The sequence below is a fragment of the Finegoldia sp. BIOML-A4 genome (assembly GCF_009679635.1).
In the GTDB taxonomy this organism is placed as follows: domain Bacteria; phylum Bacillota; class Clostridia; order Tissierellales; family Peptoniphilaceae; genus Finegoldia; species Finegoldia magna.
Genome location: NZ_WKZC01000006.1, coordinates 48,812 through 73,394, shown reverse-complemented (window position 1 = coordinate 73,394; position 24,583 = coordinate 48,812). Strand labels below are relative to the sequence as shown.

The 24,583-nt window shown below is 29.7% G+C and carries 21 protein-coding genes; 1 reads left to right on the top strand and 20 read right to left on the bottom strand.

From position 1 onward, the window contains the following. Window positions 1-49 precede the first annotated feature (49 nt). From ptsP to GKG01_RS06050, 8 genes are all read right to left on the bottom strand, one after another. Complete coding sequence (ptsP, locus tag GKG01_RS06085) at window positions 50-1,744, bottom strand: phosphoenolpyruvate--protein phosphotransferase (RefSeq protein WP_094207295.1); 1,695 nt, start codon at window positions 1,742-1,744, stop codon at window positions 50-52. Window positions 1,745-1,803: 59 nt separating this feature from the next. Next, window positions 1,804-2,064, bottom strand: a complete 261-nt coding sequence (locus GKG01_RS06080; protein ID WP_002836732.1) for an HPr family phosphocarrier protein — start codon at window positions 2,062-2,064, stop codon at window positions 1,804-1,806. A gap of 67 nt (window positions 2,065-2,131) precedes the next feature. After that, window positions 2,132-3,139 carry a LacI family DNA-binding transcriptional regulator gene (locus GKG01_RS06075; protein WP_094207296.1) on the bottom strand — a complete coding sequence of 336 codons (1,008 nt, stop codon included), beginning with the start codon at window positions 3,137-3,139 and terminating at the stop codon, window positions 2,132-2,134. Continuing rightward, the gene (locus GKG01_RS06070; RefSeq protein ID WP_094207297.1) at window positions 3,140-4,045 is read right to left on the bottom strand and encodes a diacylglycerol kinase family protein; all 906 of its coding nucleotides are present in this window, start codon (window positions 4,043-4,045) and stop codon (window positions 3,140-3,142) included. It lies immediately after the preceding gene. Between the two features lie 158 nt (window positions 4,046-4,203). Next, a complete protein-coding gene (locus tag GKG01_RS06065; RefSeq protein WP_094205903.1) occupies window positions 4,204-4,644 on the bottom strand; it encodes a hypothetical protein in 441 nt (146 codons plus the stop codon). Between the two features lie 7 nt (window positions 4,645-4,651). Continuing rightward, entirely contained in the window at window positions 4,652-5,275 is a 624-nt protein-coding gene (locus GKG01_RS06060) for a YtxH domain-containing protein (protein ID WP_154254579.1), read from the bottom strand. A gap of 91 nt (window positions 5,276-5,366) precedes the next feature. Then, complete coding sequence (locus tag GKG01_RS06055; protein WP_154271818.1) at window positions 5,367-6,605, bottom strand: zinc ribbon domain-containing protein; 1,239 nt, start codon at window positions 6,603-6,605, stop codon at window positions 5,367-5,369. A gap of 348 nt (window positions 6,606-6,953) precedes the next feature. Beyond that, window positions 6,954-7,775 carry an RluA family pseudouridine synthase gene (locus tag GKG01_RS06050; RefSeq protein ID WP_154271817.1) on the bottom strand — a complete coding sequence of 274 codons (822 nt, stop codon included), beginning with the start codon at window positions 7,773-7,775 and terminating at the stop codon, window positions 6,954-6,956. Between the two features lie 64 nt (window positions 7,776-7,839). On the opposite strand from GKG01_RS06050, the gene GKG01_RS06045 reads away from it, so the two are divergent. Continuing rightward, the gene (locus GKG01_RS06045; protein ID WP_002836745.1) at window positions 7,840-8,661 is read left to right on the top strand and encodes an NAD(+)/NADH kinase; all 822 of its coding nucleotides are present in this window, start codon (window positions 7,840-7,842) and stop codon (window positions 8,659-8,661) included. Window positions 8,662-8,714: 53 nt separating this feature from the next. Here GKG01_RS06045 and GKG01_RS06040 read toward each other — a convergent pair whose 3' ends face one another. From GKG01_RS06040 to glgB, 12 genes are all read right to left on the bottom strand, one after another. Then, the gene (locus GKG01_RS06040) at window positions 8,715-10,133 is read right to left on the bottom strand and encodes a penicillin-binding protein 2 (protein ID WP_154271816.1); all 1,419 of its coding nucleotides are present in this window, start codon (window positions 10,131-10,133) and stop codon (window positions 8,715-8,717) included. Continuing rightward, window positions 10,123-11,457 carry an FtsW/RodA/SpoVE family cell cycle protein gene (locus tag GKG01_RS06035; protein WP_154271815.1) on the bottom strand — a complete coding sequence of 445 codons (1,335 nt, stop codon included), beginning with the start codon at window positions 11,455-11,457 and terminating at the stop codon, window positions 10,123-10,125. Before GKG01_RS06035 ends, GKG01_RS06040 begins: the two co-directional genes overlap by 11 nt. Further along, window positions 11,447-11,953 carry an FHA domain-containing protein gene (locus GKG01_RS06030; protein WP_094205909.1) on the bottom strand — a complete coding sequence of 169 codons (507 nt, stop codon included), beginning with the start codon at window positions 11,951-11,953 and terminating at the stop codon, window positions 11,447-11,449. The genes GKG01_RS06035 and GKG01_RS06030 overlap by 11 nt, the downstream gene beginning before the upstream one ends. Before the next feature lie 88 nt (window positions 11,954-12,041). After that, a complete protein-coding gene (locus GKG01_RS06025; RefSeq protein WP_094205910.1) occupies window positions 12,042-12,614 on the bottom strand; it encodes a xanthine phosphoribosyltransferase in 573 nt (190 codons plus the stop codon). A gap of 116 nt (window positions 12,615-12,730) precedes the next feature. Further along, window positions 12,731-14,428, bottom strand: a complete 1,698-nt coding sequence (locus GKG01_RS06020; protein ID WP_154271814.1) for a phospho-sugar mutase — start codon at window positions 14,426-14,428, stop codon at window positions 12,731-12,733. A 9-nt stretch (window positions 14,429-14,437) separates the two neighbouring features. Beyond that, window positions 14,438-15,055: a hypothetical protein gene (locus tag GKG01_RS06015; protein WP_154271813.1), complete on the bottom strand. Its 618-nt coding sequence runs from the start codon at window positions 15,053-15,055 to the stop codon at window positions 14,438-14,440. Further along, entirely contained in the window at window positions 15,055-16,863 is a 1,809-nt protein-coding gene (gene pulA / locus GKG01_RS06010; protein ID WP_154271812.1) for a type I pullulanase, read from the bottom strand. The genes GKG01_RS06015 and pulA overlap by 1 nt, the downstream gene beginning before the upstream one ends. 9 nt (window positions 16,864-16,872) lie before the next feature. Further along, entirely contained in the window at window positions 16,873-18,966 is a 2,094-nt protein-coding gene (locus tag GKG01_RS06005; RefSeq protein ID WP_154271811.1) for a glycogen/starch/alpha-glucan phosphorylase, read from the bottom strand. Next, the gene (gene glgA / locus GKG01_RS06000; protein ID WP_094207308.1) at window positions 18,963-20,387 is read right to left on the bottom strand and encodes a glycogen synthase GlgA; all 1,425 of its coding nucleotides are present in this window, start codon (window positions 20,385-20,387) and stop codon (window positions 18,963-18,965) included. The genes GKG01_RS06005 and glgA overlap by 4 nt, the downstream gene beginning before the upstream one ends. A 10-nt stretch (window positions 20,388-20,397) precedes the next feature. Beyond that, window positions 20,398-21,510: a glucose-1-phosphate adenylyltransferase subunit GlgD gene (glgD, locus tag GKG01_RS05995; protein ID WP_154271810.1), complete on the bottom strand. Its 1,113-nt coding sequence runs from the start codon at window positions 21,508-21,510 to the stop codon at window positions 20,398-20,400. Between the two features lie 9 nt (window positions 21,511-21,519). Further along, window positions 21,520-22,659 carry a glucose-1-phosphate adenylyltransferase gene (locus GKG01_RS05990; protein ID WP_154271809.1) on the bottom strand — a complete coding sequence of 380 codons (1,140 nt, stop codon included), beginning with the start codon at window positions 22,657-22,659 and terminating at the stop codon, window positions 21,520-21,522. Between the two features lie 8 nt (window positions 22,660-22,667). After that, on the bottom strand, window positions 22,668-24,572 hold the full coding sequence (glgB, locus tag GKG01_RS05985) for a 1,4-alpha-glucan branching protein GlgB (RefSeq protein WP_154271808.1): 1,905 nt from the start codon (window positions 24,570-24,572) through the stop codon (window positions 22,668-22,670). Window positions 24,573-24,583 lie beyond the last annotated feature (11 nt).

Here is a 24,583-nt window from a genome sequence, read left to right as displayed (position 1 = left end):
TCACCAATACAATTTTATCATTAATAATCAGATTTTTAAAACAAAATCTTTATTCAGATATTTTTCTTTCAATATCTGTAGTTTTTTTCATTTGTAAAATTTCATCTGCGTAAATTTTTGCTTCTTCAAATGAATTGTTAGCGATAACATCCTTTATTTTTGGAATTGAAGCTGCTGGCGCAGAAAATTCATCCAATCCCATACCCAAAAGAAGTTTCGTTGCTTTAGTATCACCAGCAAATCCTCCACACATTCCAGTCCATTTTCCGTGTTTGTGGCTAACATCAATAACCTTTTTGATAGCTCTAAGAACTGCTGGATTGTATGTGTTATAAAGACTTGAAATTTTATCATTTCCTCTATCACTTGCTAAGATATATTGCGTCAAGTCATTAGTTCCAATACTAAAGAAATCAACGTATTCTATTAAATCTTCGGCGACAATAACACTTGCTGGCGTTTCAATCATTATACCAACTTCTATATTTTCATCGAAATCAATATTTTTATCTCTCAATTCATCTTTATTATTTTCAATTATTTCAAGTGCTTTTTCTATTTCTTCTACTGAAATAACCATAGGAAGCATAATCCTTATTTTTCCAAATGCAGAAGCTCTCAATATTGCTTTGATTTGAGCATCAAAAACATCCTTCATATCAAAACAAAATCTCAAAGCTCTCCAACCAAGAAATGGATTGTCTTCTTTAGGAAACTTGTAATAAGGAAGTTCTTTGTCTCCACCAATATCTAAGGTTCTGATAATTACAGATTTCCCGTCTAAAATTTCCACTACTTTTTTATAAGATTCAAATTGTTCATCTTCTGTCGGGAAATTGTCATTATACATATACAAAAATTCTGTTCTAAATAAACCAACGCCTTCAGCACCAGATTCTAAGCCTTTTTCTAAATCTTCAATATTTCCGATATTTGTCATTACATCGATGTCTCTTCCATCTTTAGTAATTGCTTTGTTATACCTGTTTTTTTCAAGCCTTGATTTTTCACCATCCAATTCAGACTTTTTATTTTTGTATTCTAAAAGAGTTTCTTCATCAGGATCAATTATACAGATTCCCTTATACGAATCTATAATAACCGTTTGAGAATCCTTAACATTTTCTGTTATATCTTTCATGCCAACAAGACAAGCAATACCTAAGGTTTGCGCAATAATTGAAGTGTGTGCAGTTTTTCCTCCCAAGTCCATTAAAAATCCCACAACATTATCTTTATCAATTATTGATGTTTCATAAGGAGTCAGCTCTTTTGAAACCAAAATAGTATTAGGTTCTAATGAGTCTAGTTTCTGATTTTCAATTCCTTTAATTTTGTACAGTAATTGTTGACCGATATCTTTATAGTCTGACGCTCTTTCTCTCATGTACTCATTGTCTAGCGACTGCATCATTATAACCATTTCATCAATTGTATCATTTAAAGCTTTGTCGCTTGCAATATTTTCATTAATTTTTGAAATCACACTTTCTGATAGAAAAGGATCGTCCAACATACTCAAATGGGCTTCTATTACTTGTTTTTGTGTATCATTGTCAACTTTTGTTTCTGATAATATTGTTTTGTAATCATTCAAAGCTTTATTAAATTTATCAACATGAAGTTTAATTTCGTCATCAGAAATTTTTTGGCTACTTATCTTAACTTCTTGTTTTTTCATAAGTTTAATTTTGCCAATAGCAATATTTTCACTTGCAATAATACCTTTTTTAATTAAACTCATAATACCTCCTGATAAACTAAAGCCGCCACAAAAGTGACGGCTATGAATTCTTGCTTTAATTAGTCTTCTAAATTTTCTATAAATTCAACTAGTTTTTTTAGGTTTTCTTCTTCGTTTTCACCATCTAATCTAACAGTGACTTCAGTATCTTGAGAAATACCTAAAGCCATAACGTTGAAAATAGATTTTGCGTTAGCTGTTTTACCATCTTTAATAAGTTCAACTTTACCATCAAAATTTTTAACAAACTGTACCAAAGATGCAGCTGGACGAGCATGCAAACCAGTTTCGTTTTTTACTATAACATTTTGTTCTACCATAATAATAATCCTCCTATGACTACTTTATTTATATCCTATTAATTGATTTTTTAAACAGGAAAATATTTTAATTGATATCTTTTACAGATTCTCTCTTCATTATTTGAGAACCTAATATTGCCTTTTCGTTGATAATTTTATTTTCTTTCAAAACCTTTACTAAAGTTCTCATAGATACAGCACCTATGTCATAATAAGGTTCTTGAACTGTAGTAAGAGTAGGTCTGTAAATACTTGTCATTGGTATATCGCCAAATCCAGATACGGAAATATCTTCTGGAACTTTCTTGTTATTATCATAGCAATAATTTATAAATCCTATTGCTTGTGCATCTTCACTAAAACTTACGCAAGTTATGTCTTTCGAATCTTTCATTTCGAAAATCTTATCTCCTGCTTCGTAACCATCTTTAACTGAAACTCCTTCTGATGAAATTTCAATTTTTTCTAATTTCAAATCATCACAAGCTTGTCTGTATCCCTTAAGTTTTTCTTGACCTATTTCAGTATCTTGATTTTCTTTTACGAATAAAATTTTCTTGTGACCTAAATCATAAATATGATTAATCATATTTATCATGGCTTCTTTGTAGTCGATTTGTACCGTATGCACGTCTTTTATATTCCAGAATTTATCCAATTGAATATAAGGAACAGTTTGATCTTTCAACTTGAATATAACCTCTGGTTCAATGTCTTCTGAAATCAAAATTATTCCTTCTACTTGTTTTGTAAACATGAAGTCTATAATCTTCTTTTCTTGTTCCAAATCGCCGTATGTAGAAGACAATAGTATATCGTATTTGTACATTCTTCCAATTTCTTCAGCACCTCTTACAATTTGTGCCATATATGGAATGCCGATATCTTTCACTACTACGCCTATTAAATTTGATCTTTTCATTACTAAAGATCTTGCCAATTCGTTTGGTTTGAAATCAAGTTTTTCAATTGCATCTAAAACTTTTCTACGCGCTTCTGGACTAACAGGCTTGGAATCATTCATAACTCTAGATACTGTAGAAATCGAAACTCCAGCAAGTTTTGCTACGTCTTTAATTGTTGGTGATGACATTTAATCGCTCCTTACTAAAATATTTATTGGTTTATTATTAATCTCAACTTTCACTGGTAAATTCCCACCATATTCTCCATCCACATCTCCTGGAACTGTTTGATTGGATTCAATGGTTAAAGTATCAGTTTGAAAATATAATACATCTTCAGAGTAAATATGCTTTGAACTAAAAGCATCTATTATAATCTGAGCAACTTCTTTAAGACGGGAATGCTTAATAATTAAAACATCTAGTTTTTGATCGTCAATTTTTGCTTGTGGGCAAATATTTTCAAAACCACCTACAGTATTTGAATTCGAAATAATCATAATAGGAGATTTTACTTCTAGATAGTCATCATTTGTTTTAATCTTCAATTCCATAGGTTGATTTAATGTGTTAGGAAGTTCTTTCAACCCTTCAACAATATACGCCAGTCTACCAAAAATCGCTTTTTGAGCTTTATCGGTAACATAACTAACAGAAGCAATATTCCCAACTGCAAAAACATTGATAAAATACCTGTGTGAGTCTTCATTGCTGACTTTTCCAACATCACTTTTAATTATTTTCCCAGTTTTAATCATTCTATATAATTTGTAAGGTGTTGAGGGCAAGTTTAAGTAAGTTGCGAAATCGTTTACTGTACCTGTGGAGTAAATCGTAATAGGAATATCGCTTTCGCTATCGCAAATTCCATGAACAACTTCATTAACCGTTCCATCTCCGCCTGAAACAACTATCAAATCCCATTCATCAGAAGATGTGTTTAACGCCTCATTATATGCATCATTCTTGCCTTTTGTTTTAAAAAGCTGAACTACAAAATTATCCTCAATTAAATAATTAATAAGCTTTGTTAAATCTCTTGCGTGTGTTTGACTTCCTGATGAAGGATTTGAGATAATTTTTATTCTTTTCATTCTATCCCATCTTTCCTTAATAGCATACCAAAAAATTAACTGTTTTTCAATAGGATTTTAACAATTTCTACAATTGTTTTCATGAATTATAAAAGTTTTTAAAGATTTACGATAAGCCAATCAGAAATTTTCCGATTGGCTTATAAAATCTTATTTAATTATCTTTTAGCTAAACTTTTTACGAAATTAATAATATCTCTTGCAGAACCAACATAATCTGTAGAATTTAAGAATCCGTATTTAATATTAGTTGCAGTATCAGTTACAGATTCAGCAACATAATCTACAGTATTTGATACGTTACTTGAAACTGATTCAACGTGTGATAAAGTGTTACTTACATTATTTGTAATATTTCTTACATCTGGAGAAACATCGCCTATTAATCTATCGGCTTTGTTAGTTATACCAGTTACATTATCTAATATTTGTGGTACTTCACCAATAGACCTATCGATATCCTTTTTGTTATCTGCTAAAACAGCTTTTATGCTCTTTATTAAGTCAGTAAGTTTGAACAAAAATACGATTAAAGCAATTAAGAATCCAGATAAACAAATATATAATATTATTTTAAATATATATAAAGCATCTACCATTTCTTACCTACTTTTTGATTTCTTTTTTAACTTCTTTTGCTTCTTCTTTTGCAGTGTCAGCAGTTTTCTTTGCTTGTTTTTTTCCTTCTTCAGCAGTTTTTTCTGCACCGTCTTTTGCTTCTTCTGCTACTTTTTTAGCTGAATCTCCAACTTTTTCTGCAGAATCTTTTACTTGGTCTTTAGTGTCTTTAACGTCTTCTTTGATTACTTTTCCGTCTTTTTTTACTACATCTTTAAGATCTTCACCAAGAACTCCCAAATCAGTTTTAACTTCATCAAATTGATCAGAAACTCTATTTAATTCAGTCATTCCTCTATCTTGGAAATCTTGATATTTGTCTTTAACACTGTCTGTTACATTGTCAGCAGTTAATTTTACAGTATCTACTGCATCGTTTAAGTTATTTACTGCTGTTTTCTTTGTTTCTTCTGCAAATTTTTTGATGTCTTTTCTAGTTTCTTCACCTGATTTAGGTGCTAATAATAATCCTGCTGCTAAACCTAATGAAGCACCAATAACTGTACCTAAAGTAATTTTAGCTTCGTCTTCATATTTACGTTTAGCAATTTCCCATTTGATTTGTCTTTCCTTTTCTCTTCTTTTATGTTCTAAATAATCCATTAAACTCATAATAACATCTCCTTAAATAAATTTTCTTATGATTATTGTATACCCTCTAATTTCATATCTCAAACATTATTAGTGAATATTTTATAAAGTTTTAATCTTTTAGATACAATCTAACCCAGGTTTCCCAGCCAACAGTTTGTTTTGGCGATTTCAATAAACAATTTTTCCCTTTGGCAACCATTCTTACAAAATCTTGGTCTTCCGTTAAATTCTTTCTGCCTTTTTCATTAAACTTATCAGTAGTAAGTCCAGTGTTTTTGTCATTTACAAATACAAGGCAATCATCATCTATTGTTTTTCTGATTTCATAATTTTTCTCTCCACTTGCTACATCAAAATCAGGCAATGTTTTATTTATATCTACAATATCCCAATTAATCGCATTATTTTTTGAGAAGAAAGATAAATCATAATTTTGTCTCAAAGTTAAATCATTAGATTCTATTAATAAAATTTTCTTTCCTGGAAATGCGTATTGTGAAGCATTTTCTAAACTCAACTTTGCGTTTTCTGGATTTTCTATTGTTAACTTTATAGGATCAATCAAAATTTTATATCCGTCATTTTCCTTTACCATTTTTAATGGGTTAGTACTTTTATAGGATTTATCTGATTTTAGATTTGCTTCATCATCTTCTAACCATTTCAAAATAGTTGTTTGATGCTCAGGGTTAGAATTTATTTCGTTAATAAATTCTTCAGCATCTTTGTTTCTAAACGGCACAGATTGATTTGATGATTTTACAATACTCATCATTTGTTCTGAGGATTTAGCTTGTATTGCTTGAATAAATTTAGCTTTTACAGTTTCAGCTGTAATAGTTTTTCCAGCAAGATTTTCTTGGAACATAGGTTTTATGTATTTAATACCAAATACAATACCAATTAATAAAGCCACACCAATAATTGAAAATATAATTTTCTTAAATATCGATGATTTTTCATCATCTTCATCATAATAATCGTAGTAATCATCACCGCTATTTGTTTCGTGGAATGCTTTTTCTCTTTCTTTTTTCAATGATTCTGATTCAATATCCACAACATTTAATCTATCGGTTGTATCTTGATTAGAGCCATTATCTATCTTAGAATAATTATTTTCATTATCTGTTGAACTATCCTCTTCTTTTTTTATAGAACCAAGATCGTGATTTTGAGTTTCGTTTCTAAATTTAGAAGCCTCTAACAAAAAATCCTCAAATGTTTTTCCTTCAGAAGAAAAATCATCATCTTTTGAAAAATCATGACCACAAACTCTACAAAATCTATCTTCAACGCCAACAAATGAATTACAATTTGGGCATTTCTTTAAATTAGAATCTTTCATAATATCACTCACCTTATCTATCATATATTATACATTCTCATACTACTTTAGTGAATAGATAATCTCAAATTAAACACATAAGAAAAAAGCATGAGATTTTGTCCCATGCTAATAAGCGAAATCGCTTTTATTTACAAAATATCCTCAGAAGACCCTAATCAATTAATGACCTTCAGTATGTGAAGGTGGGTTGACTGTCTCAAACATCTGACATCCCTTCAAAGAGGGCTCGTCATCAATTATTGAACGTCCGTCATCCCTTATAGTGTGTGTCGGTTTAATTTTTCAGGGTTCCTCTTCTGAGGTTAATTTAATTATACTACAACATAAAAGTGTTTTCAAGTAAGATTAATTATTCAAAAATTTATTAAATCTTTGTGGAATTTCTGTCGTAATAATATGCTTATTTCTTTTCATATCAACAAATTCTATTTCATTTGCATGTAGCATTTGAGAAAATTCTTCTATTTTTTCTCCGTACAAACTATCTGCGACTATTGGACAATTAATATATTCCATACTTACTCTTATTTGATGAGTTCTACCTGTCACAAGCTTTAAACTAACCAATGAATAATCTCCATAATTTTTAAGATTTTGTAAAATAGTTACACTATTTTTTCCGTTTTCATCGATTTCAGTTTTAATTCCATCGCGTTTTAAGTTTAATTGTATTTTTTGATTTTTAGGATTTCCTTTTACGATTGCCAAGTATTTTTTCTCAAACGAAGTTTTTTGATAATAAGCTTGAGCTATTTTATTTTTAGCAACCATTACAACACCTGATGTATCTTGATCCAATCTATTAATAAATCTAACTTTTTGATTAATATTTCCTTGCTCAAATAAATAAGACACAAAATTCGCTAAGCTTTCTTCTCCGTCTGTATTCATTGTAAGTTTGTCAGGTTTATTTAATACAAAAATATCATCATCTTCATACAAAACTTCAATGTATAAATTTATTGGTTTGTAATTATTCTCTTCATCTCTAAGATTTATGGTTACTTTGTCACCTGGTTTTAATTTAGAATTTCTCTTTGCATGTTTCCCATTTATAAAAATTTCATCTTTGTAAATACTGAGAAATAAATTTTTGGAAATGTGATTTGATTTCAAAAACTCATCTAACCTTATTTTTTTATCTACATCAAAACTAATTTGTTTCATTGTTTAAATCTCCAGTTATTTGGTATAATAAAATTATATCAAATATTAGGAGCTTTTAGTATAAATGAACAAAAACAGCAAAATTATAAATATATATGTAAACGATAACCAAAAATCACTTGAAACAGCTTTAATTGTAAAGGAAAAATTAGAACAAAAAGGATTCAAACCTACATTCGATTTTGACGAGAATGCGCTCATTAATCTTTGTATTGGTGGAGATGGTGCATTCCTTAGAGCAGTTCACAAATACGAATTTTCAACTATTCCTTTTGTTGGAATAAACACCGGTCACTTAGGTTTTTATCAAGAAATTCTTATTCCAAACATCGACAAATTCATTTCAGATTTAATTAACGAAAATTACGGAATTGAAAAAATTTCCCTACTCGAATCAAAGACTGCTATCAGAAATAGTAGCAAAACTTATACACACAAAGCTCTGAACGAATTTGTGGTAAAAAGTGATGACTCATCGATTGTATATTTGGATGTATACATCGATGATAACCACTTAGAGTCCTTTGCAGGAGATGGAATAATAGTATCCACTCCTTCTGGGTCAACTGCGTATAACTTCTCAGCAGGTGGATCCGTATTGTATCACGGGCTTGATGGTTTTCAAGTAACGCCTCTTGCCCCAATTAATTCAAAAGCATATCGTTCTCTTTTAAATTCCCTTGTTGTTCCCTCAAAAAGTAACGTTACATTGTATTTTAGAGATCACAATTTCGACAGAAAAAGCTCCATCGTTTTAGCCGATGGATTGAATAGAAGTTATGACAATGTAGATTATGTAAACTTCACTTATTCAGATCAGTATATCAATAAATTAGTTTTCTTAAAAGACTGGTATTGGTTAAATATCAAAGACAAATTCTTATAAGTAATAAAAAAACATGGATTGCAATGAATCATCAAAGCTATCCATGTTTTGTTTTATTTTTCTAAACCTAATTCATTAATTGCTGCGTTGAGCATTTTTGAAGCTATAGGTCCTGCAGTTTTTACACCATAAGAGTTATCATCTTCCAAAATAACAGCTATCGCAAATTTTGGTTTTTTTGCTGGTGCTGCAGCGACAAACCAAGCGTGTGTACTTGTTTTATCTTTAATTTCTGCCGTACCTGATTTCGCGATTACAGATGTACTAACATTAAGTGTATCGTAACTTTCTGCAGTAGATCTCAAATAGTCTTTCAATGTTTCCATATTCTTCTTATTGCCAACTTCAGATAATAATTCAGGCTTAGTTTCTTTAATTACTTTGCCTTCTGAGTCTATTATTTGACTAACCAAATAAGGTTTTAACATTTGCCCATCATTTGCTACAGCGCTCATTGCCATCGCCATATTCAATGGAGTTACCAAAGTTTCTCCTTGACCAAAACTTGTTGTTGCAATATCTGCATTACTCTTTATTTTAGAATATCCATTAACGCTTACTGCTACTGGCAAATCAAAAGGAATTTTCTTGCCAATCATAAATTTTGAAGCATTATCTTCTAAAATTTTGTTACCCAATTTTACACCCTGCGATGCAAAATAAACATTAGATGATTTTTCAAGAGCTTTTCTCAAATCCGTCTCTCCAAAAACAGCGCCATTATTATTGGAAATAGTGTACTTGTTAAACTCAATTGTACCAGTATTATCTTCTACAACTTTGTCAACTTTGTCTTCATTTTCTAATATTGCATTACCAGTAATTATTTTAAAAACCGATCCCGGAGTATACATTCCTTGTGTTGCACGATTTAATAGTGGAGATGTCTCCCTATTTAAAAGTTCTTGCCATTGTGATGAAACTTCGTTTGGATTATATGAAGGAAAAGTTGCCATTACATAAACTTCACCAGTTGTCGGATTCATCATTACGATTGAACCTTTTTTGCCGTCTAATAAATTGTATGCAAGTTTTTGTAATGTAGAATTTGTAGTCAAAACAAGATCGTTACCTTTATTAGTTGAGCTTACGATATTTCTCAATTGTGATAAAGGCGTATCTTTGTTAATGTTTAATAGTTCTTTCATGTATGATTTTTCAAGACCAGCTGTACCGTAGGTTTTTGAATTGTATCCAGTTATATTTCCATAAATATCGGCATAATCAAAAAATCTATAATTTTTCCCAGATGAATCTTTCTTAGTTTCTACCAAAACATTTTTATCTCTATCATAGATTGTTCCACGTTCAACCTTATCTTCATCTACCCACAATCTTTTGTTGTATTCATTGTTTGCGATTTTATCAGCTTTTACTATCTGGAAATAAGTCAAATACAAAACCAACAACACAAACAAAGTCATCAAGAAAGATAAAACCACAATAATTCTTTTGTTCATTTTATTTTGCATAAATATCTTCCTCTCCTTGATCAGTTGAACAGAATTGTAAAATCGCAAGGCAAATAAATGACATCGCCATTGAAGTACCACCGTAACTTACGAATGGTATAGTAATTCCTGTTAAAGGAACCAACTTCATAACACCGCCAAACATAACAAGACCTTGAATTGCAAAAATAACAGAAATTCCAAGCGCCACAATCTTGTAAAATTTATTTGATTGATACAAAGAAATTTTCATTCCTCTATAAATCAAAATCAAAAACAACATTATTACACCCATTCCTGTGAAAGTCCCCATTTCTTCACATATCGCTGCGAAAATAAAATCACTTGTGACTACAGGAACTACATCAGGTCTTCCTAATCCAAGTCCAGTTCCAAAAAATCCCCCACTTGCAATCGCAAACAAAGCTTGTGTAATTTGATATCCAATTCCATCAATATTCTTCCATGGATCTAGCCATGTAGACACTCTTATTCGTATATGAGAAAAAAGCATATATGCAGCTGCCGCTCCGGCAATAGCTATGAGTAAATTTAACAAAATTAATCTGATGTCTTCTTGATTTACAATTTGGTAAACTAAAAATAACCCGTAAAAAATCATTGCAGTTCCCAAATCTTTTTGCAAGAAAAACATCCCAATAAACAGATACACAACAATCATCAAGAAATATCTTTTGATTATAGGTAGATATTTTTTGTATTTTTGCGCTGACTTTATATTTATCTTATCTAACAAATCAGTGTTATAGTCATAACTAGCTAAGAAAAATACATACAAAATTTTTGTAATTTCAGATGGTTGAAATCCCACTCCAAATATGCTAATCCAGTTTCTAGCTCCATATTTATCTTCAGCAAGAAGTAATGTCAATAGAAACATCACAACACAACCTATCAAATAAAGCGCTGTGAATTTGTACCATTTTTTGTAGCTTTTTAAAATAAAAAATGTTCCAAAAAACAATAATATTCCTATAGTAAACCACATTATCTGCTTCAATCCTTCATAAGGATTAAGCCTATAAATCACGATTACACCAATACTAAATAGCATACATGCGATTTGTAATATATATCCATCACCTTTAGTGATTCTCGTTACGTATTTATTTGCCAAAAACATTAAAATTGTAGCAAACAAAAAATAAGCTAAAGCTTTCGGATCTAATCCTTTTTCGTTTGAACCCAAAGCTAGAAAAAAACCAAATATGTTAAACAGTAATATCAAATAAACTGGCTTTATCATTTTACTATTTACACGCATTGGTTTTAAATTATCGATAAATTCTTTAAATCTGCTATTTTTCTTACGTTTAGTTTGCATCTTTGTCACCATTTACAAACATAAATTCAATTTGTCCGATATCTATCAAATCTTTGTCGTTCAATCTTGCAGAATTTATCAATTTATGTCCATTCAAAAAAGTTCCATTAGCAGAATTCAAATCCTCGATATAATAATTATTTTTTTCTTTATAAATACGTGCATGTCTCTTCGATATAAACCTATCCTTTAATGCAACTTGATTGCTGTCGTCTCTTCCTATAGTAGCAGTTCTTCCTATAAAATAATGCTCTTGTATTTTAAAAGGCAAATTTTCTTTTCTATTAATTAGTTTTAAATAAGTATTTGAACTGTAATTCATATTGTTTGTTCCTTTTATGTCCAAATAAATCATCTTGATTATGTTGAAAATAAAATAGTAAATTATTATTACAAACAAATATTTAAAAAACATAGAAATTAAATTATATAATTTTAAATTTGGAGTAATTTGTATAGAAAAGAATGCGTCCAATATGTCAATAATGTATTTCATAGGCTCCCATCCTTTCACATTTTATCCTAATCTAATATATCATATTTTGGACTTAAAAAATGAATAATAAAGTTACAATTTGTCAAAATTAATCTTCAAATATAACAGAATCGTCGGTGAATCCTTTAATTCTCGCCAATGATTCTATAGTGTAACCTTGTTGTCTTAAATTGTCTCCACCTTTTTGAAAAACTTTTTCTATCAAGATTCCAATTCCCTCAACAGTTGCATTCGCTTGTGAACAAATATCAATCAAGCCTTCCAATGCTTTACCATTTGCAAGGAAATCATCAATTAATAAAACATGATCATTTTCATCTAAGTACTCTTTTGAAACCATTACTTCGTAGCTTCTATTTTTAGTAAAACTAAACACTTCTGTTCTGTAACAATTATCTCCCAAAGTTTTTGAACTTGTTTTCTTTGCAAAAACAACAGGACAATTAAATCTAATCCCACATGCATACGCAATTGCAATTCCACTAACTTCAATCGTAAGTATTTTGTTTATTTTTTTATCCTTATACTTTTCATAAAATTCATTTGCCAAATCTTCAAAAAGAACAGGATCAATCATGTGATTAATGAACCTGTCTACTTTAAGTATATTTCCTGGTAATACTTGACCATCTTTCATTATTCTTTCTTCAAGTTTTCTCATTTTTCTCTCCTAGAATTTAATATAGTATATTATACATACAATATCAAAAAATCTCAATATTTGCCAATTAAAAAATATCACTTACCCAAGAATGAAAGGGCAAGTGATATTTTAAATTATTTAACATTCATCATTTTTTCTTTTGCTATTTTTTCAATATCCAAAACTTTTTGTTCAGCTTTTTCTTTTGAATCTGCAACAGAATAAATATATAGTTTGATTTTCGGTTCAGTTCCAGAAGGTCTTAAGGCATACCATGATCCATCGTCGTAGTAATATTTCAAAACATTTGATCTTGGAGTTCCATAATCTTTGTAATTTACATCGTAGTCTTTTGTTTCAACTAATTTTGTAGAACCTATTTCATTAATTGGATTATGTCTGAATTCTTCCATAATTCTTGCGATTTTTTCTTGACCATCTAATCCTTCTAACACAACAGAAGAAAGTGAATTTTCATGATATCCAAATTTTTCATACAAATCATTTAAAACATCAATCAATGTCTTTCCTTGTTTCTTATAAAAAGCTAACATTTCTGAAATCATCATTGAAGAGCTTACAGCATCCTTATCTCTTACAAATGTTCCATAGGAATAACCAATACTTTCTTCATATCCGAATACCCAAGATTTTTCTCCAGTTTTTTCGTATTCATTTGCTTTTCCACAAACATTTTTGAATCCAGTTAATGTTTCAATCATTTCAACGCCGTATTTTTTTGCAATTTTAGCAGACAAATCTCCTGTTACAATTGATTTAACAACTGCTGGATTTTCTGGCAAATCGTCTTTTTCGTATCTTTGACTTAAAATATAATTAGTCAATAATGCTCCAATTTTATTACCATCTAAGAAGACATATTCTCCATTACTTAAAACTTCGACAGCGGTTCTGTCTGCGTCTGGGTCTGTTGCCAATAACAAATCAGCTCCAACTTCTTTTCCCAAATTAATAGCATATTCAAATGCTTCTGGGTTTTCAGGATTTGGATAAGGAACAGTTGTGAAGTTACTATCTGGATTTTCTTGTTCTTTTACAACGTAAACATTTTTGAATCCTCTAACATCTAGGATATGTCTTACAAATCTATTTCCGGTTCCGTTTAAAGGAGTGTATACGATTTTAACATTTTTATCAATATTATCGTCATTAATTGTAAGGCTTAGAACATCATCAAAATAATCTTTATCTAAATTTTCTCCAAAATATTCTATCTTCCCATCGGCTATTAATTTTTCAAAATCTCCTATATTCACTTCTGTAAAACTTTCTATTTTGTCCAAATTATTCAAAATTTCATTAGCCTTATCTTCAAGAATTTGGCTACCTTCTTCCCAATAAGCCTTGTATCCATTGTATTCTTTTGGATTGTGAGATGCTGTAATCATAATTCCTGAAATGCAATTGAATTTTCTAATTGAATAAGACAACATTGGTGTTGGTCTAATATCGTCAGACAAATAAACTTTTATTCCATTAGAAGCTAATACGTTTGCTGATATTTCTGCAAATTCTTTGGAGAATTTTCTAACATCGTAGCTAATGCTAACGCCTCTTTTCAAAGCTTCATCGCCGTAATTTTTTATAGTATCTGCAAGTGCTTGTGTTGTTTTCATTATGTTGTACTTGTTCATTCTATTTGTCCCTGCCCCGATTTTCCCTCTCAAACCTGCAGTACCAAATTCTAATGATTTATAAAATCTATCTTTTATTTCTTCATCATCATCTTTTATTGACATCAATTCGTCTCTGGTTTGTTGATCATAACACTCATCATTTAACCATTCATTATATTTTTTTAAATAATCCATAAAATCCTCCTATTGATAATAAATTAAACCTTTGTACAAAGACTTTTCCTTAAACCATTTTTCTAAATCATACACTCTCTTTGTCCCCCAGTTTGAGCATTCAATTTTCCAACTATCATCATAATAAATCGAAGTTATCGTAACCCAATGAAATTTAACATCAGGATTTTTGTGATTCAACGTCAACATCAAAACTGGATATCCATTTGCGATTGCGCCAATAATATATGTCACTATATTTCTGATATTCCAAGTAAAATTGTAGTTTTGTACAACAAGGTTCGCTCCGTTTTTCTTAGCGTACTTTCGAATAGCACTGTTCATTGGAAATAAAAATGGAACGCCATATAGTTTAGGTTTAACAAATGTAGATAACTTGTCAGCAAATTTTATATAATCAGTCTTATTTATCGGACTGCCGATAAAATTTTCTGGAACTAACTTAGCATATTCTTTTTTTGTATTTGCAATGTAGATAAGAAAATTTGTGATGGCAATTACTGAACAACCTTTTTTAGTAAGATAGTTTGAATGCAAAACATCTTCAAACCATTGTTGATCTCCACCAAAGAAACCTTCTATACTCAAAAATTTATCTACATCTTTAAGTTCATATCTAGTATCCATTATTTCTCCATACTTATTGAATATACCCCGCTTTTTCTCTCCCCAATCAAAATTACATTTCCGCTTACTTCTGTTTCAATTATTTTCTCATCAAAAATCTTCGTGCAATTTACAAAATATTTAAAATAATTGCTCAAATCAAATTCGAATTGTTCCCCTGAATTTATAAAAACAAGCAAAAATCCTTTATCATTTTTAATACTAAAACAAATACAAAAATCATTTAAATCGTAAAATTTGATTTTGTTTCTAATCTCATTTTCATCTTTTAGATTAAATTCTGAATGTATTTTTCTAAATTCAATTAACGATTTTACATATTGATATATTTCATTGTTATCATATTTCAACTTCCAATTCACTGCATTAATATCAAGAGGTAGATTATAAGTATTTTTAAGCATCAATTTACTTCTCAAAAACTCATTTCCACAATGGAAAAATGGTATCCCTTGACTTAGCATTATCAAATCAAAACAAAGTTTTGTAGATGTTACAATATCTGCATTTGTTTTAAGTAATTTATCTTGAAGTATTAAATTATCGTGTGAATTAAAATAGTTAATAGATTCATTAGAACTTTTGCAAAACCCACGTCTTTCTTCGTCATAGTAAATTGATCCACAAATTCCTACTTCCAAACTAATTTTATCTACATTTTTTTGAACAAAACCTGTAGAAATATCATCGTTATCACCTTTAATGGCATTTCTAAAAAAAGGATTGAATAACGCATAATCTTTTCCTTTTTGACTACCAAAAGTGGTTCTTCTGTTTTTTGGTAGTGGAGATTCATCTGCCATCCATGGCTCTCCGTAAATAATTACATTATCATCTTCTTTTCGAAGTTCACTTACGATTTTATCAGTTGTTTCTGAATCTATCAGAGCCATCAAATCAAATCTGAAACCATCAATGTGAAATTCTTTTTGAAAATATAATAAGCTATGAATAATAAAATCTCTCACAAATTCATCTTCTGTGTTTAATTCATTACCAACACCAGATCCATTTGTAAAATCTCCATTATTATCACGTCTATAAAATTGTGGATAAATCAAATTAAATGGATGATCTTTATTTCTAAAAGTGTGATTGTAAACCACATCCATAATCACACCGATATTATTAGCGTGTAAAGTTTGAATCATTTTTTTGAATTCAAAAATTCGATTCTTTGGATTTTCTGGTTCTGTAGCAAAGCTACCTTCAATACAGTTATAATTTTCAGGATTGTACCCCCAATTGTAATTATCTTCAGAAAATTTTTCTGAATTTCTCTCATCAACCCCTACAAAATCAAATACAGGCATTAAATGAACATGTGTAATGCCCAAATTTTTTAAATGATTTATTCCTGAAACATGATTTTCTTCTACCAGTCCCAAAAATTTTCCGCGATACTTTTCATCAACTTTGCTAGAAATATCTGAAGAATAATCTTTTATCGACAATTCATAAATTATAGCTTCATTCCTATTTGCTATTTTGTATTGTTCATCGATGAACCCTACTGGATTTGTGGAATTCAAATCTACGACACATGACTTTAGACTATTGATTGAAGAAGCTTTGCAAAATGGATCTACAATTTCAAACTTTTCATCAAGCTGATATTTGTAATAAACTCCTTCCAAATCTCCCTCAACCTTAACTTCAAAATATCCACCACTTTTTTTCATATCTATGGAGTTGTATCTGACATCATCGTAATTTTCGTACAACAATAATTTGACACTAGTTATTTGCGGAGCATAAATCTTAAAAACTGTATATTCTTTATTATAATTAAACCCTAAATCATACATTTATAACTCCTAAACATCCTTTAAATAGTTAATTCCGAATTTTTTGGATATTTCTATATTTTTAATCATTAAATCATTCCATAAATTTTCATTCAAATACCATTTTTGAATTTTTTCATTAACTTTAACAAAATTATCAAAAGAATTTATCACATTAAAACTATCGTTGTATTTAAGAATCAAATTATAAATCTCATAAAATTCATCTATGAATTTTTTGTTTTCTAATAATTCTATATTTTTTAATATAAAATCCATACAACTGGATTCTGTATTTGCGAAATTTTCTTCATCAAACTTGAATACTCCAATATCTTTTAATCGACTCATATTTTCATAAACATTAGAATTACTTGTCAAAATAATTGAACCGTTATTCATAAATGCGTAAGGATATGTGTTTGAAATATCGAAGTTTTTATATGGTATATAATTGAAAACATCACAAGCTTTGGCGAAATCTGGCATTTTATCAAGCATAATATTTTCGACAAACACTAATTTTATTTTTTCTTGAATTAGCTTATCCGAATTAATTATCTTAGATAAACCAAGACACAAACTAATTGTTTTTTTGCAAAACAAATAATCAAACGAACTCATCCCTCCAATAAAAAACGTCGTAGGAGTAATTATCGTATTCACATTATCTTTTAGTTTTAAGTACAAATACAAAATATAAAAGACATTTAGAGCTTGTCTCTTACCCTCGTGGAAATCTGATAATTGCATATTAAAAATGCTCTTATCATTTATATTTTCTAAACTATACTTTTCTACAAGTTTTTTCTTATATTTTAGTTTGCTAGAATACAAATTATCACATTCCAGACTTTTATAGAATAAATCGTCGTTAAACCCATAGGTTTCTATCACAATTTTACTTTCAACGTTTCTGGTGATATCTACATATTTGCTATTCAATAGATATTTTTTTTGATAATCAGACCCAACAATTATAGAATGTGTTACGAAAGCAATAAGATTAAAGCAATCTAGAAAATTGTCTTTGATAATTTGTGCGTACTCATTTTTCTGAGCATTTTCATTTAGCAAATGAATAATATTTTTAATATAATCAAACTGATAAAAAAATCTCAAATCCATTAATTCAAATGACTCTCTGTGCAGATTAATATTATAATACTTGAAAATTTTATTAGATTTTTCAAAAGCTTTTTCAAAATCATATCCAAAATCCAATAATTTTTGCAAGAATGCGATTATTACCAGAGCAACATTTGTTTCAACGATATTAATTTGAATATGGTCTTCGATATTATCTGGATTTTTGAAAAATTTGATTTCGTCATTAAATATGTCGTCCACTATTGAATCTGCAAGAAATTTTTGTTGCAAGAATTTAATATACTTTCCAAATTCATCAATCTGAGGTGTGTAAACAAATTGGCAAATTGAGTCTAGCTTGTTTTCCTCAGAATAAATCTCCTCAATTTTTCCGCGAATAAAATTTTCGTAATTAAGATTGGGATTAGCTTTCGGTGCAAATAATCTGATAAAATTCGTATTCCAATTTATATAAGGAATATCGTATATTTGTGATTTAATTTTATTATTATCTAATTCTATGTCGTATTCATTAGATCTTTTAAAAACGACGCTTGTTTTTTGATTATTAAATACTGTCTCAATTTGATTTTCATCGACTATTTGTTGTTTAAACTGTGAATTTTTGTAAAAAATAGAATACACTTTACAAAACTTTCCTTGTTTTGAAAGTTTCTCAAACAAATCTACTGAGAATCTTCCTATATAACTTTGTCCTAAGTGCAGATCATTGTCCATATTTACAATATCTTCATATTTTTCTTGTAATATTTTTTGTAATGGAGTTTTTAAATTGAGTTTTTCAATATAATCTTCAAACAAATTTTCTACCATTAGTTCAAACGACACTATATATGTTCTAGAAGATTTGTTAGTAGTTATATTTGTGTATTGTTCAGAAATAATTTCTTTAATTACTTCATTTAATGCTATTCTAATTTCATAGACATCCGCATCTTGAAGATCGACTAATGAGTTATACGATAATTTTATCTGCAATAACTTTCTTAATCGATCTTCGGAAATATCAATCATTTAATGATCTCCTCATAAAGTTGGATGTATTCTTTTGCAGATTTTTCCCAATCATTTTTTGACTTCATAGCATTTTCTTGAATTATTTTGAAATCATCATTGTAATAAAAAGATATTGCACGTCTCAGTGTGTACAAGAAGTCATGCGCGTTGATATTTGTAAAGGAGAATCCATTTCCTTCTTTGCTAAATTCGTTAAATGATTGAACAGTATCCCTCAATCCTCCAGTTTCACGCACTACTGGTATTGTCCCATACCTCATAGCAATTAATTGAGATATTCCGCAAGGTTCAAATATTGATGGCATCATCAAGAAATCTGCTCCTGCATAAATCTTGTGTGATTCTTCATTATTATAATAAATATTTGCTTTTAATTTATCTGGGAATTTCCACTCATAATATTTGAACATTTCTTCATAAGAATAATCGCCTGTACCCAAAATTATCACTTGTACATCTTCCGTCGTCAAAAACTCATCCATAATGTATCTTACAAGTTCAAGCCCCTTATTTTCAACTAATCTAGTAACCATGGCGAATATAGGCACATCTTTTTCTTCCAAACCGTACATTCTTTGTAATGCTTTTTTGTTCACGGATTTATCTTTGATATTTTTCAGTGAGTAATTTTTAAATAAATATTTGTCTTTTTCTGGGTTCCAAATAGTTGTATCAATTCCATTTGTAATTCCAGATATTTTGTAGTGATATTGTCTGATAACACCATCCAAACCCTCTCCAAAAAATGAGTATTTTATCTCATCGGCATAAGTTTTAGAAACAGTTGTAACTTTATCGCTAAAAACTATCGCACCTTTCATAAAGTTAATTGCATCGTAAAATTTCAATGCATCTTCAGAAAAATACATAGGTGATAAATCTGTTTGTCTAAGTGAATTTGAACTGAATACACCTTGATATTTTAGGTTGTGAATTGTAAAAACAGTTTTGATTGACTCATAGAACGGATCTCCTTTAGCAAAATCTCTAGCATAAACATTTACCATTGCTGTGTGCCAATCATTGGAATGGATAATGTCACAATCAAAATCGATATATCTTAACAATTGAACACAAGCTTTAGAGAAAAATACGAATCTTTCACAATCGTCATTTTCTCCATACACATTATCTCTGTTAAAATAATCTTCATTATCTAAAAAATAAAATTCCACGCCTCTATGAATGTATTTGAACACACCAACATAATGATGTTTAAAATCTAAATCTACATAAAAGCTTCCTTCAAATTCAAATTTTTTTCTGTATTCCTCATTTATCAATTTGTACAAAGGGATGACCACTTTTACATCATGACCTTGCTTTTTCATCTCAAGTGGAAGTGTACCTGCTACATCTGCAAGTCCACCAGTTTTTATAAACGGATCAGCCTCTGCTGCACAATATAATATCTTCATTTACATTCCCCTATTTATCTTCTAGTATTGCATTCTTTTTTAATTCGTATGGATAATTTGGATTGCCAACCGCAGTTACATTTTCTTTTATCAAAACTCCTTTATCAGTAATAGTATTTACAACTACTGCATTTTTTTCTATAACAGTTCTCTCGAAAATAACGGAATTTTTGATAACAGAACCCTCTTGAATTTCTACGCCTCTAAAAATAATTGAGTTTTCTACTTTACCATCTATTTTGACTCCGTTTGCTATCAATGAATTTTTCACATAAGCAGAATCACCATACAATGCTGACGGCTCGTCTTTTGATTTTGTTAACAACAATCCATTTTTGAAAAATACATTATTGTAAATATCGGCATTCAATAATTTTAAATTCGCATCGTAAAATTGAGTCAAATTTCTGATTACCTCAACATATCCGTCAATCATGTACACACCGATTTTTAATTTATCCAAATTAGAAATAATAACATCAATTAATTCATTAGAATTAGAATTTTTAGCTGCATCGTGAATCAAATTCAAAAAGACTTCTTTTTTCATGTAGCCAATGTTAGTCATCAAATTAAATTCATCATCGACTCCTTGATTTGTTCCTATGCTGATTAGATTGCCTTCATCATCCAAGTTTAATCTAGTCTCACCGATGAATAATCCCGTTGCATTATCCATCTTTTTGCAGAACAATAATATGTCCAAATCTTCTTTTATAAATCTATCATGAGAAACCGAAAAATCTTCTCTAAAAATAACCATTGGATCGTAGAAGTACAACTCATCTTCTTTAGATCTCAAATAAAAATCTTTAGTTTCATTATAAGCTACAATTTCCTTACCTGCATTTTCAAAAGTTGGAGGAAATATAACAAGTCCATTTCGTCTTCTGTTCAATTCGTAACTTTCACCATTTCCCAAGTGATCAAGAGTAGACCTCATAATTTTGCCACCATACAAAACAACATTTGAAAATTCATTGTTTGCAAAGTTACTCAATGCAATATCTATAATTCTATATCTTGCTCCATAAGGAAGCATATATTCTGGTCTAGAATCTGTTAAATAACCAAAATCTTGTCTACTTTTTCCGCCGTATATAATTCCGATACAATTTTGCATAAATTCCTCCTAACACTCTTCAATTCCATCTTCGCTAACCAAGAAGATTTTGTCGGAGTTTTTTTCACCAATTACTTGATTTTCTTCAATAGTCATAGACTCTGCAACTACACAATTGTAAAGTTTTGCCCCTTTTTTGATAACGGTATCGCTTAAAATAACAGAATCATGAACTTCTGCATTCTTTTCTACAGTTATCGAAGAAAATAAAACGGAATTGTTCACATTTCCGTAAATCAAACAATTTTCATTAATTAAAGATTTTTTGACCTCTGCAACTTCATCAACATAATGAGGAGGAAGATTTCTGTTTTTTGTGTAAATTCTCCAATTAGTATCGTACAAGTCAAGTCTATTATCAGGATTTAATAAATCCAAATTGGCCTGCCAATAACTTCTTACAGTTCCCACATCTTTCCAGTAGCCATCAAATTTCCAAGCAAAAACATTTAGTCCATCATTTATAATATTAGGAATTATATTCATTCCAAAATCGTGTTTGGAATTCTTATCTTCATTGTCTTCAATCAAATAATTTTTTAAAGTATGCCAATTGAAAATATATATTCCCATAGAAGCCAAATTACTTTTTGGATTTTTTGGTTTTTCTTCAAATTCAACAATTTTTCCGTCTTCATCAGTATTCATAATACCGAATCTACTAGCTTCACTCCAATCTACTTCCATTACTGCAATTGTAAGTTCGCTATTCTTATCCTTGTGATATTTTAAAATTTTATTGTAATCCATTTTGTAAATATGATCACCAGATAAAATCACAACATATTCTGCATCTAATTCATCCAAGTAATTCATATTTTCGTAAATAGAATTGGCTGTACCTTCATACCAATTACCACCACTTTCTGTGGCAAATGGAGATAAAATTCTTAAACCGCCAGAATTTCTGGATAAGTCCCAGCTGGATCCATTTCCTAAATGTGAATTTAATTTGAATGGTTTGTATTGTGTTAAAATACCTACATCTCTTATATCTGAATTTGCAGCATTACTCAAAGCAAAATCAATTATTTTATATTTCCCACCAAATGACACTGCTGGTTTTGCAACATTTTTTGTCAATGCTTTTAGTCTTGAACCTTGTCCTCCCGCTAAGAGCATAGCGACAACTCTATTTCGCGCCTTCATACGTCCTCCTATTTCTTATTGATATTTCTAAGTTTATTTAATTTTATAAACATCGCAGAAAATGGTTCTATATCAACTTTGATAGAAAATTTTCTGTCGTTGTGTCCGTTATTTTTGGAATAATAAGGTTTATTCCTTAGCAAATTACCACCATATTTTTTCATTGAAGAGTTAAGTACAACTGAATAAAGCGCATAATAATCGACACCTACAGGATATTTCTCTCTTTTTACAGGTGTGAAATTAAAAATACAAATAATTTTTTCGTTTTTAGAATTTATTCTCTCGAAAATAATCAAAGATTCATTTGCATTGTTCACATCTTCCCATTGAAAACCTGAATAGCTAGTATCCAAATCATAAAACTCATCATTATCTATATAAAATTTATTCAAATCTTTCATGAAATGTTTTAATTGTTGATGTTTCTCGTATTCCAAAACTTCCCATGTGATGTCTTTGTATTCATTCCATTCATCAAATTGTCCTATATCATTACCCATAAATAAAAGTTTCTTACCTGGATGAGCAAACATAAACGAATACAAAAGTCTTATTTGATCGAATTTTTCATCGTAAGTTCCAGGCATTTTACCAATCATTGAGTTTTTCATATGAACTACTTCGTCGTGACTAAATGGTAGAATGTAATTTTCATTAAAGGCATACATTATCGAAAAAGTTAATAAATTATGATGGTCTTTCCTGAAGATTGGATCCATCTTCATGTATTTGATTATGTCATTCATCCAACCCATATTCCACTTAAAATCAAAACCAAGTCCATTTTCTTCTACAGGTTTCGTAACATTTGGCCATGAAGTTGATTCTTCTGCAATGACAAAAGCACTTGAAAATTCTTGTTTGATTGTTTGATTTAATTTTTTAATAAATTCGATAGCTTCCTTGTTCTCATAGCCGCCATCTTCGTTTTTGATATCTTTTCCAGCAAAGTTCAAATAAATCATATAAGCAACTGCATCAACCCTTATTCCATCCAAATGATAGTATTTGAGCCAAAATAATGCAGAAGATATAAGAAAATTTACCACTTCTTTTTTTGAAAAGTCAAAGTTCAACGTTCCCCATTGATCATTATCAGCTAAGTATTGGTCAGATTTTTCGAATAAATTACTTCCGTCAAATTTTCTAAGTCCAAAATCATCTCTACAAAAATGAGCCGGCACCCAATCCATGATAACTCCAATATCATTCTGGTGTAATTTGTCAATCAAATACATCAAATCTTTTGGACAACCAAATCTAGATGTCGCCGCAAAAAACCCCGTGAGTTGATATCCCCATGATCCATCAAATGGATGTTCCATTAAGGGCATAAATTCAACATGTGTGTAATTCATTTCTTTGAGATAAGATACAAGTTCATCTGCTAATTGAAAGTAGGACAGGTAATTATCATCATGTTTTCTCCATGAAGAAAGATTTATTTCGTAGATACTCATAGGACTGTGAAATATATCAGTTTTTTCTCTTTTTGTGAGCCATTTTTTATCATTCCATTTATAGCCATCAATGTCATAAACCTTGCTTGCTGTTTTAGGTTTTAATTCGCTATGAAATGCAAATGGATCCGCTTTATATAAAACTTCTGAATCTTGTGTTACTATTCTGTACTTATATGAATCAAAGATTTTAACATCTCTAATACAAATCTCCCAGATTTGTTCGTCGTGTAATTTTTGAAGCGGAAGTGAATAATCGTCCCAATCATTGAAATCTCCAACTAAATTTACGTGCTTAGCATTAGGAGCCCACACCAAAAATCTGGTGTAGGTTCCAAATCCATCTGAGTAAATATGAGATCCTAAAAATTTGTACAAATTATTATTGTTTCCTTCATGAAACAAATATACATCCGTTTCATTATTTCCCTGATAAAAATATTTTTCCATATTTTCTCCCA

What these genes read in the sequence shown, in the direction of transcription:
- glgB (WP_154271808.1), bottom strand. Translation starts at nt 24,572, where the DNA reads ATGGAAAAATATTTTTATCAGGGAAATAATGAAACGGATGTATATTTG.
- GKG01_RS06065 (WP_094205903.1), bottom strand. Translation starts at nt 4,644, where the DNA reads ATGGTAGATGCTTTATATATATTTAAAATAATATTATATATTTGTTTA.
- GKG01_RS06035 (WP_154271815.1), bottom strand. Translation starts at nt 11,457, where the DNA reads ATGCAAACTAAACGTAAGAAAAATAGCAGATTTAAAGAATTTATCGAT.
- GKG01_RS06070 (WP_094207297.1), bottom strand. Translation starts at nt 4,045, where the DNA reads ATGAAAAGAATAAAAATTATCTCAAATCCTTCATCAGGAAGTCAAACA.
- ptsP (WP_094207295.1), bottom strand. Translation starts at nt 1,744, where the DNA reads ATGAGTTTAATTAAAAAAGGTATTATTGCAAGTGAAAATATTGCTATT.
- GKG01_RS06060 (WP_154254579.1), bottom strand. Translation starts at nt 5,275, where the DNA reads ATGAGTTTAATGGATTATTTAGAACATAAAAGAAGAGAAAAGGAAAGA.
- GKG01_RS06025 (WP_094205910.1), bottom strand. Translation starts at nt 12,614, where the DNA reads ATGAGAAAACTTGAAGAAAGAATAATGAAAGATGGTCAAGTATTACCA.
- GKG01_RS06045 (WP_002836745.1), top strand. Translation starts at nt 7,840, where the DNA reads ATGAACAAAAACAGCAAAATTATAAATATATATGTAAACGATAACCAA.
- GKG01_RS06005 (WP_154271811.1), bottom strand. Translation starts at nt 18,966, where the DNA reads ATGATTGATATTTCCGAAGATCGATTAAGAAAGTTATTGCAGATAAAA.
- GKG01_RS06080 (WP_002836732.1), bottom strand. Translation starts at nt 2,064, where the DNA reads ATGGTAGAACAAAATGTTATAGTAAAAAACGAAACTGGTTTGCATGCT.
- pulA (WP_154271812.1), bottom strand. Translation starts at nt 16,863, where the DNA reads ATGTATGATTTAGGGTTTAATTATAATAAAGAATATACAGTTTTTAAG.
- GKG01_RS06015 (WP_154271813.1), bottom strand. Translation starts at nt 15,055, where the DNA reads ATGGATACTAGATATGAACTTAAAGATGTAGATAAATTTTTGAGTATA.
- glgD (WP_154271810.1), bottom strand. Translation starts at nt 21,510, where the DNA reads ATGCAAAATTGTATCGGAATTATATACGGCGGAAAAAGTAGACAAGAT.
- glgA (WP_094207308.1), bottom strand. Translation starts at nt 20,387, where the DNA reads ATGAAGATATTATATTGTGCAGCAGAGGCTGATCCGTTTATAAAAACT.
- GKG01_RS06075 (WP_094207296.1), bottom strand. Translation starts at nt 3,139, where the DNA reads ATGTCATCACCAACAATTAAAGACGTAGCAAAACTTGCTGGAGTTTCG.
- GKG01_RS05990 (WP_154271809.1), bottom strand. Translation starts at nt 22,659, where the DNA reads ATGAAGGCGCGAAATAGAGTTGTCGCTATGCTCTTAGCGGGAGGACAA.
- GKG01_RS06055 (WP_154271818.1), bottom strand. Translation starts at nt 6,605, where the DNA reads ATGAAAGATTCTAATTTAAAGAAATGCCCAAATTGTAATTCATTTGTT.
- GKG01_RS06020 (WP_154271814.1), bottom strand. Translation starts at nt 14,428, where the DNA reads ATGGATTATTTAAAAAAATATAATGAATGGTTAAATGATGAGTGTTAT.
- GKG01_RS06050 (WP_154271817.1), bottom strand. Translation starts at nt 7,775, where the DNA reads ATGAAACAAATTAGTTTTGATGTAGATAAAAAAATAAGGTTAGATGAG.
- GKG01_RS06040 (WP_154271816.1), bottom strand. Translation starts at nt 10,133, where the DNA reads ATGCAAAATAAAATGAACAAAAGAATTATTGTGGTTTTATCTTTCTTG.
- GKG01_RS06030 (WP_094205909.1), bottom strand. Translation starts at nt 11,953, where the DNA reads ATGAAATACATTATTGACATATTGGACGCATTCTTTTCTATACAAATT.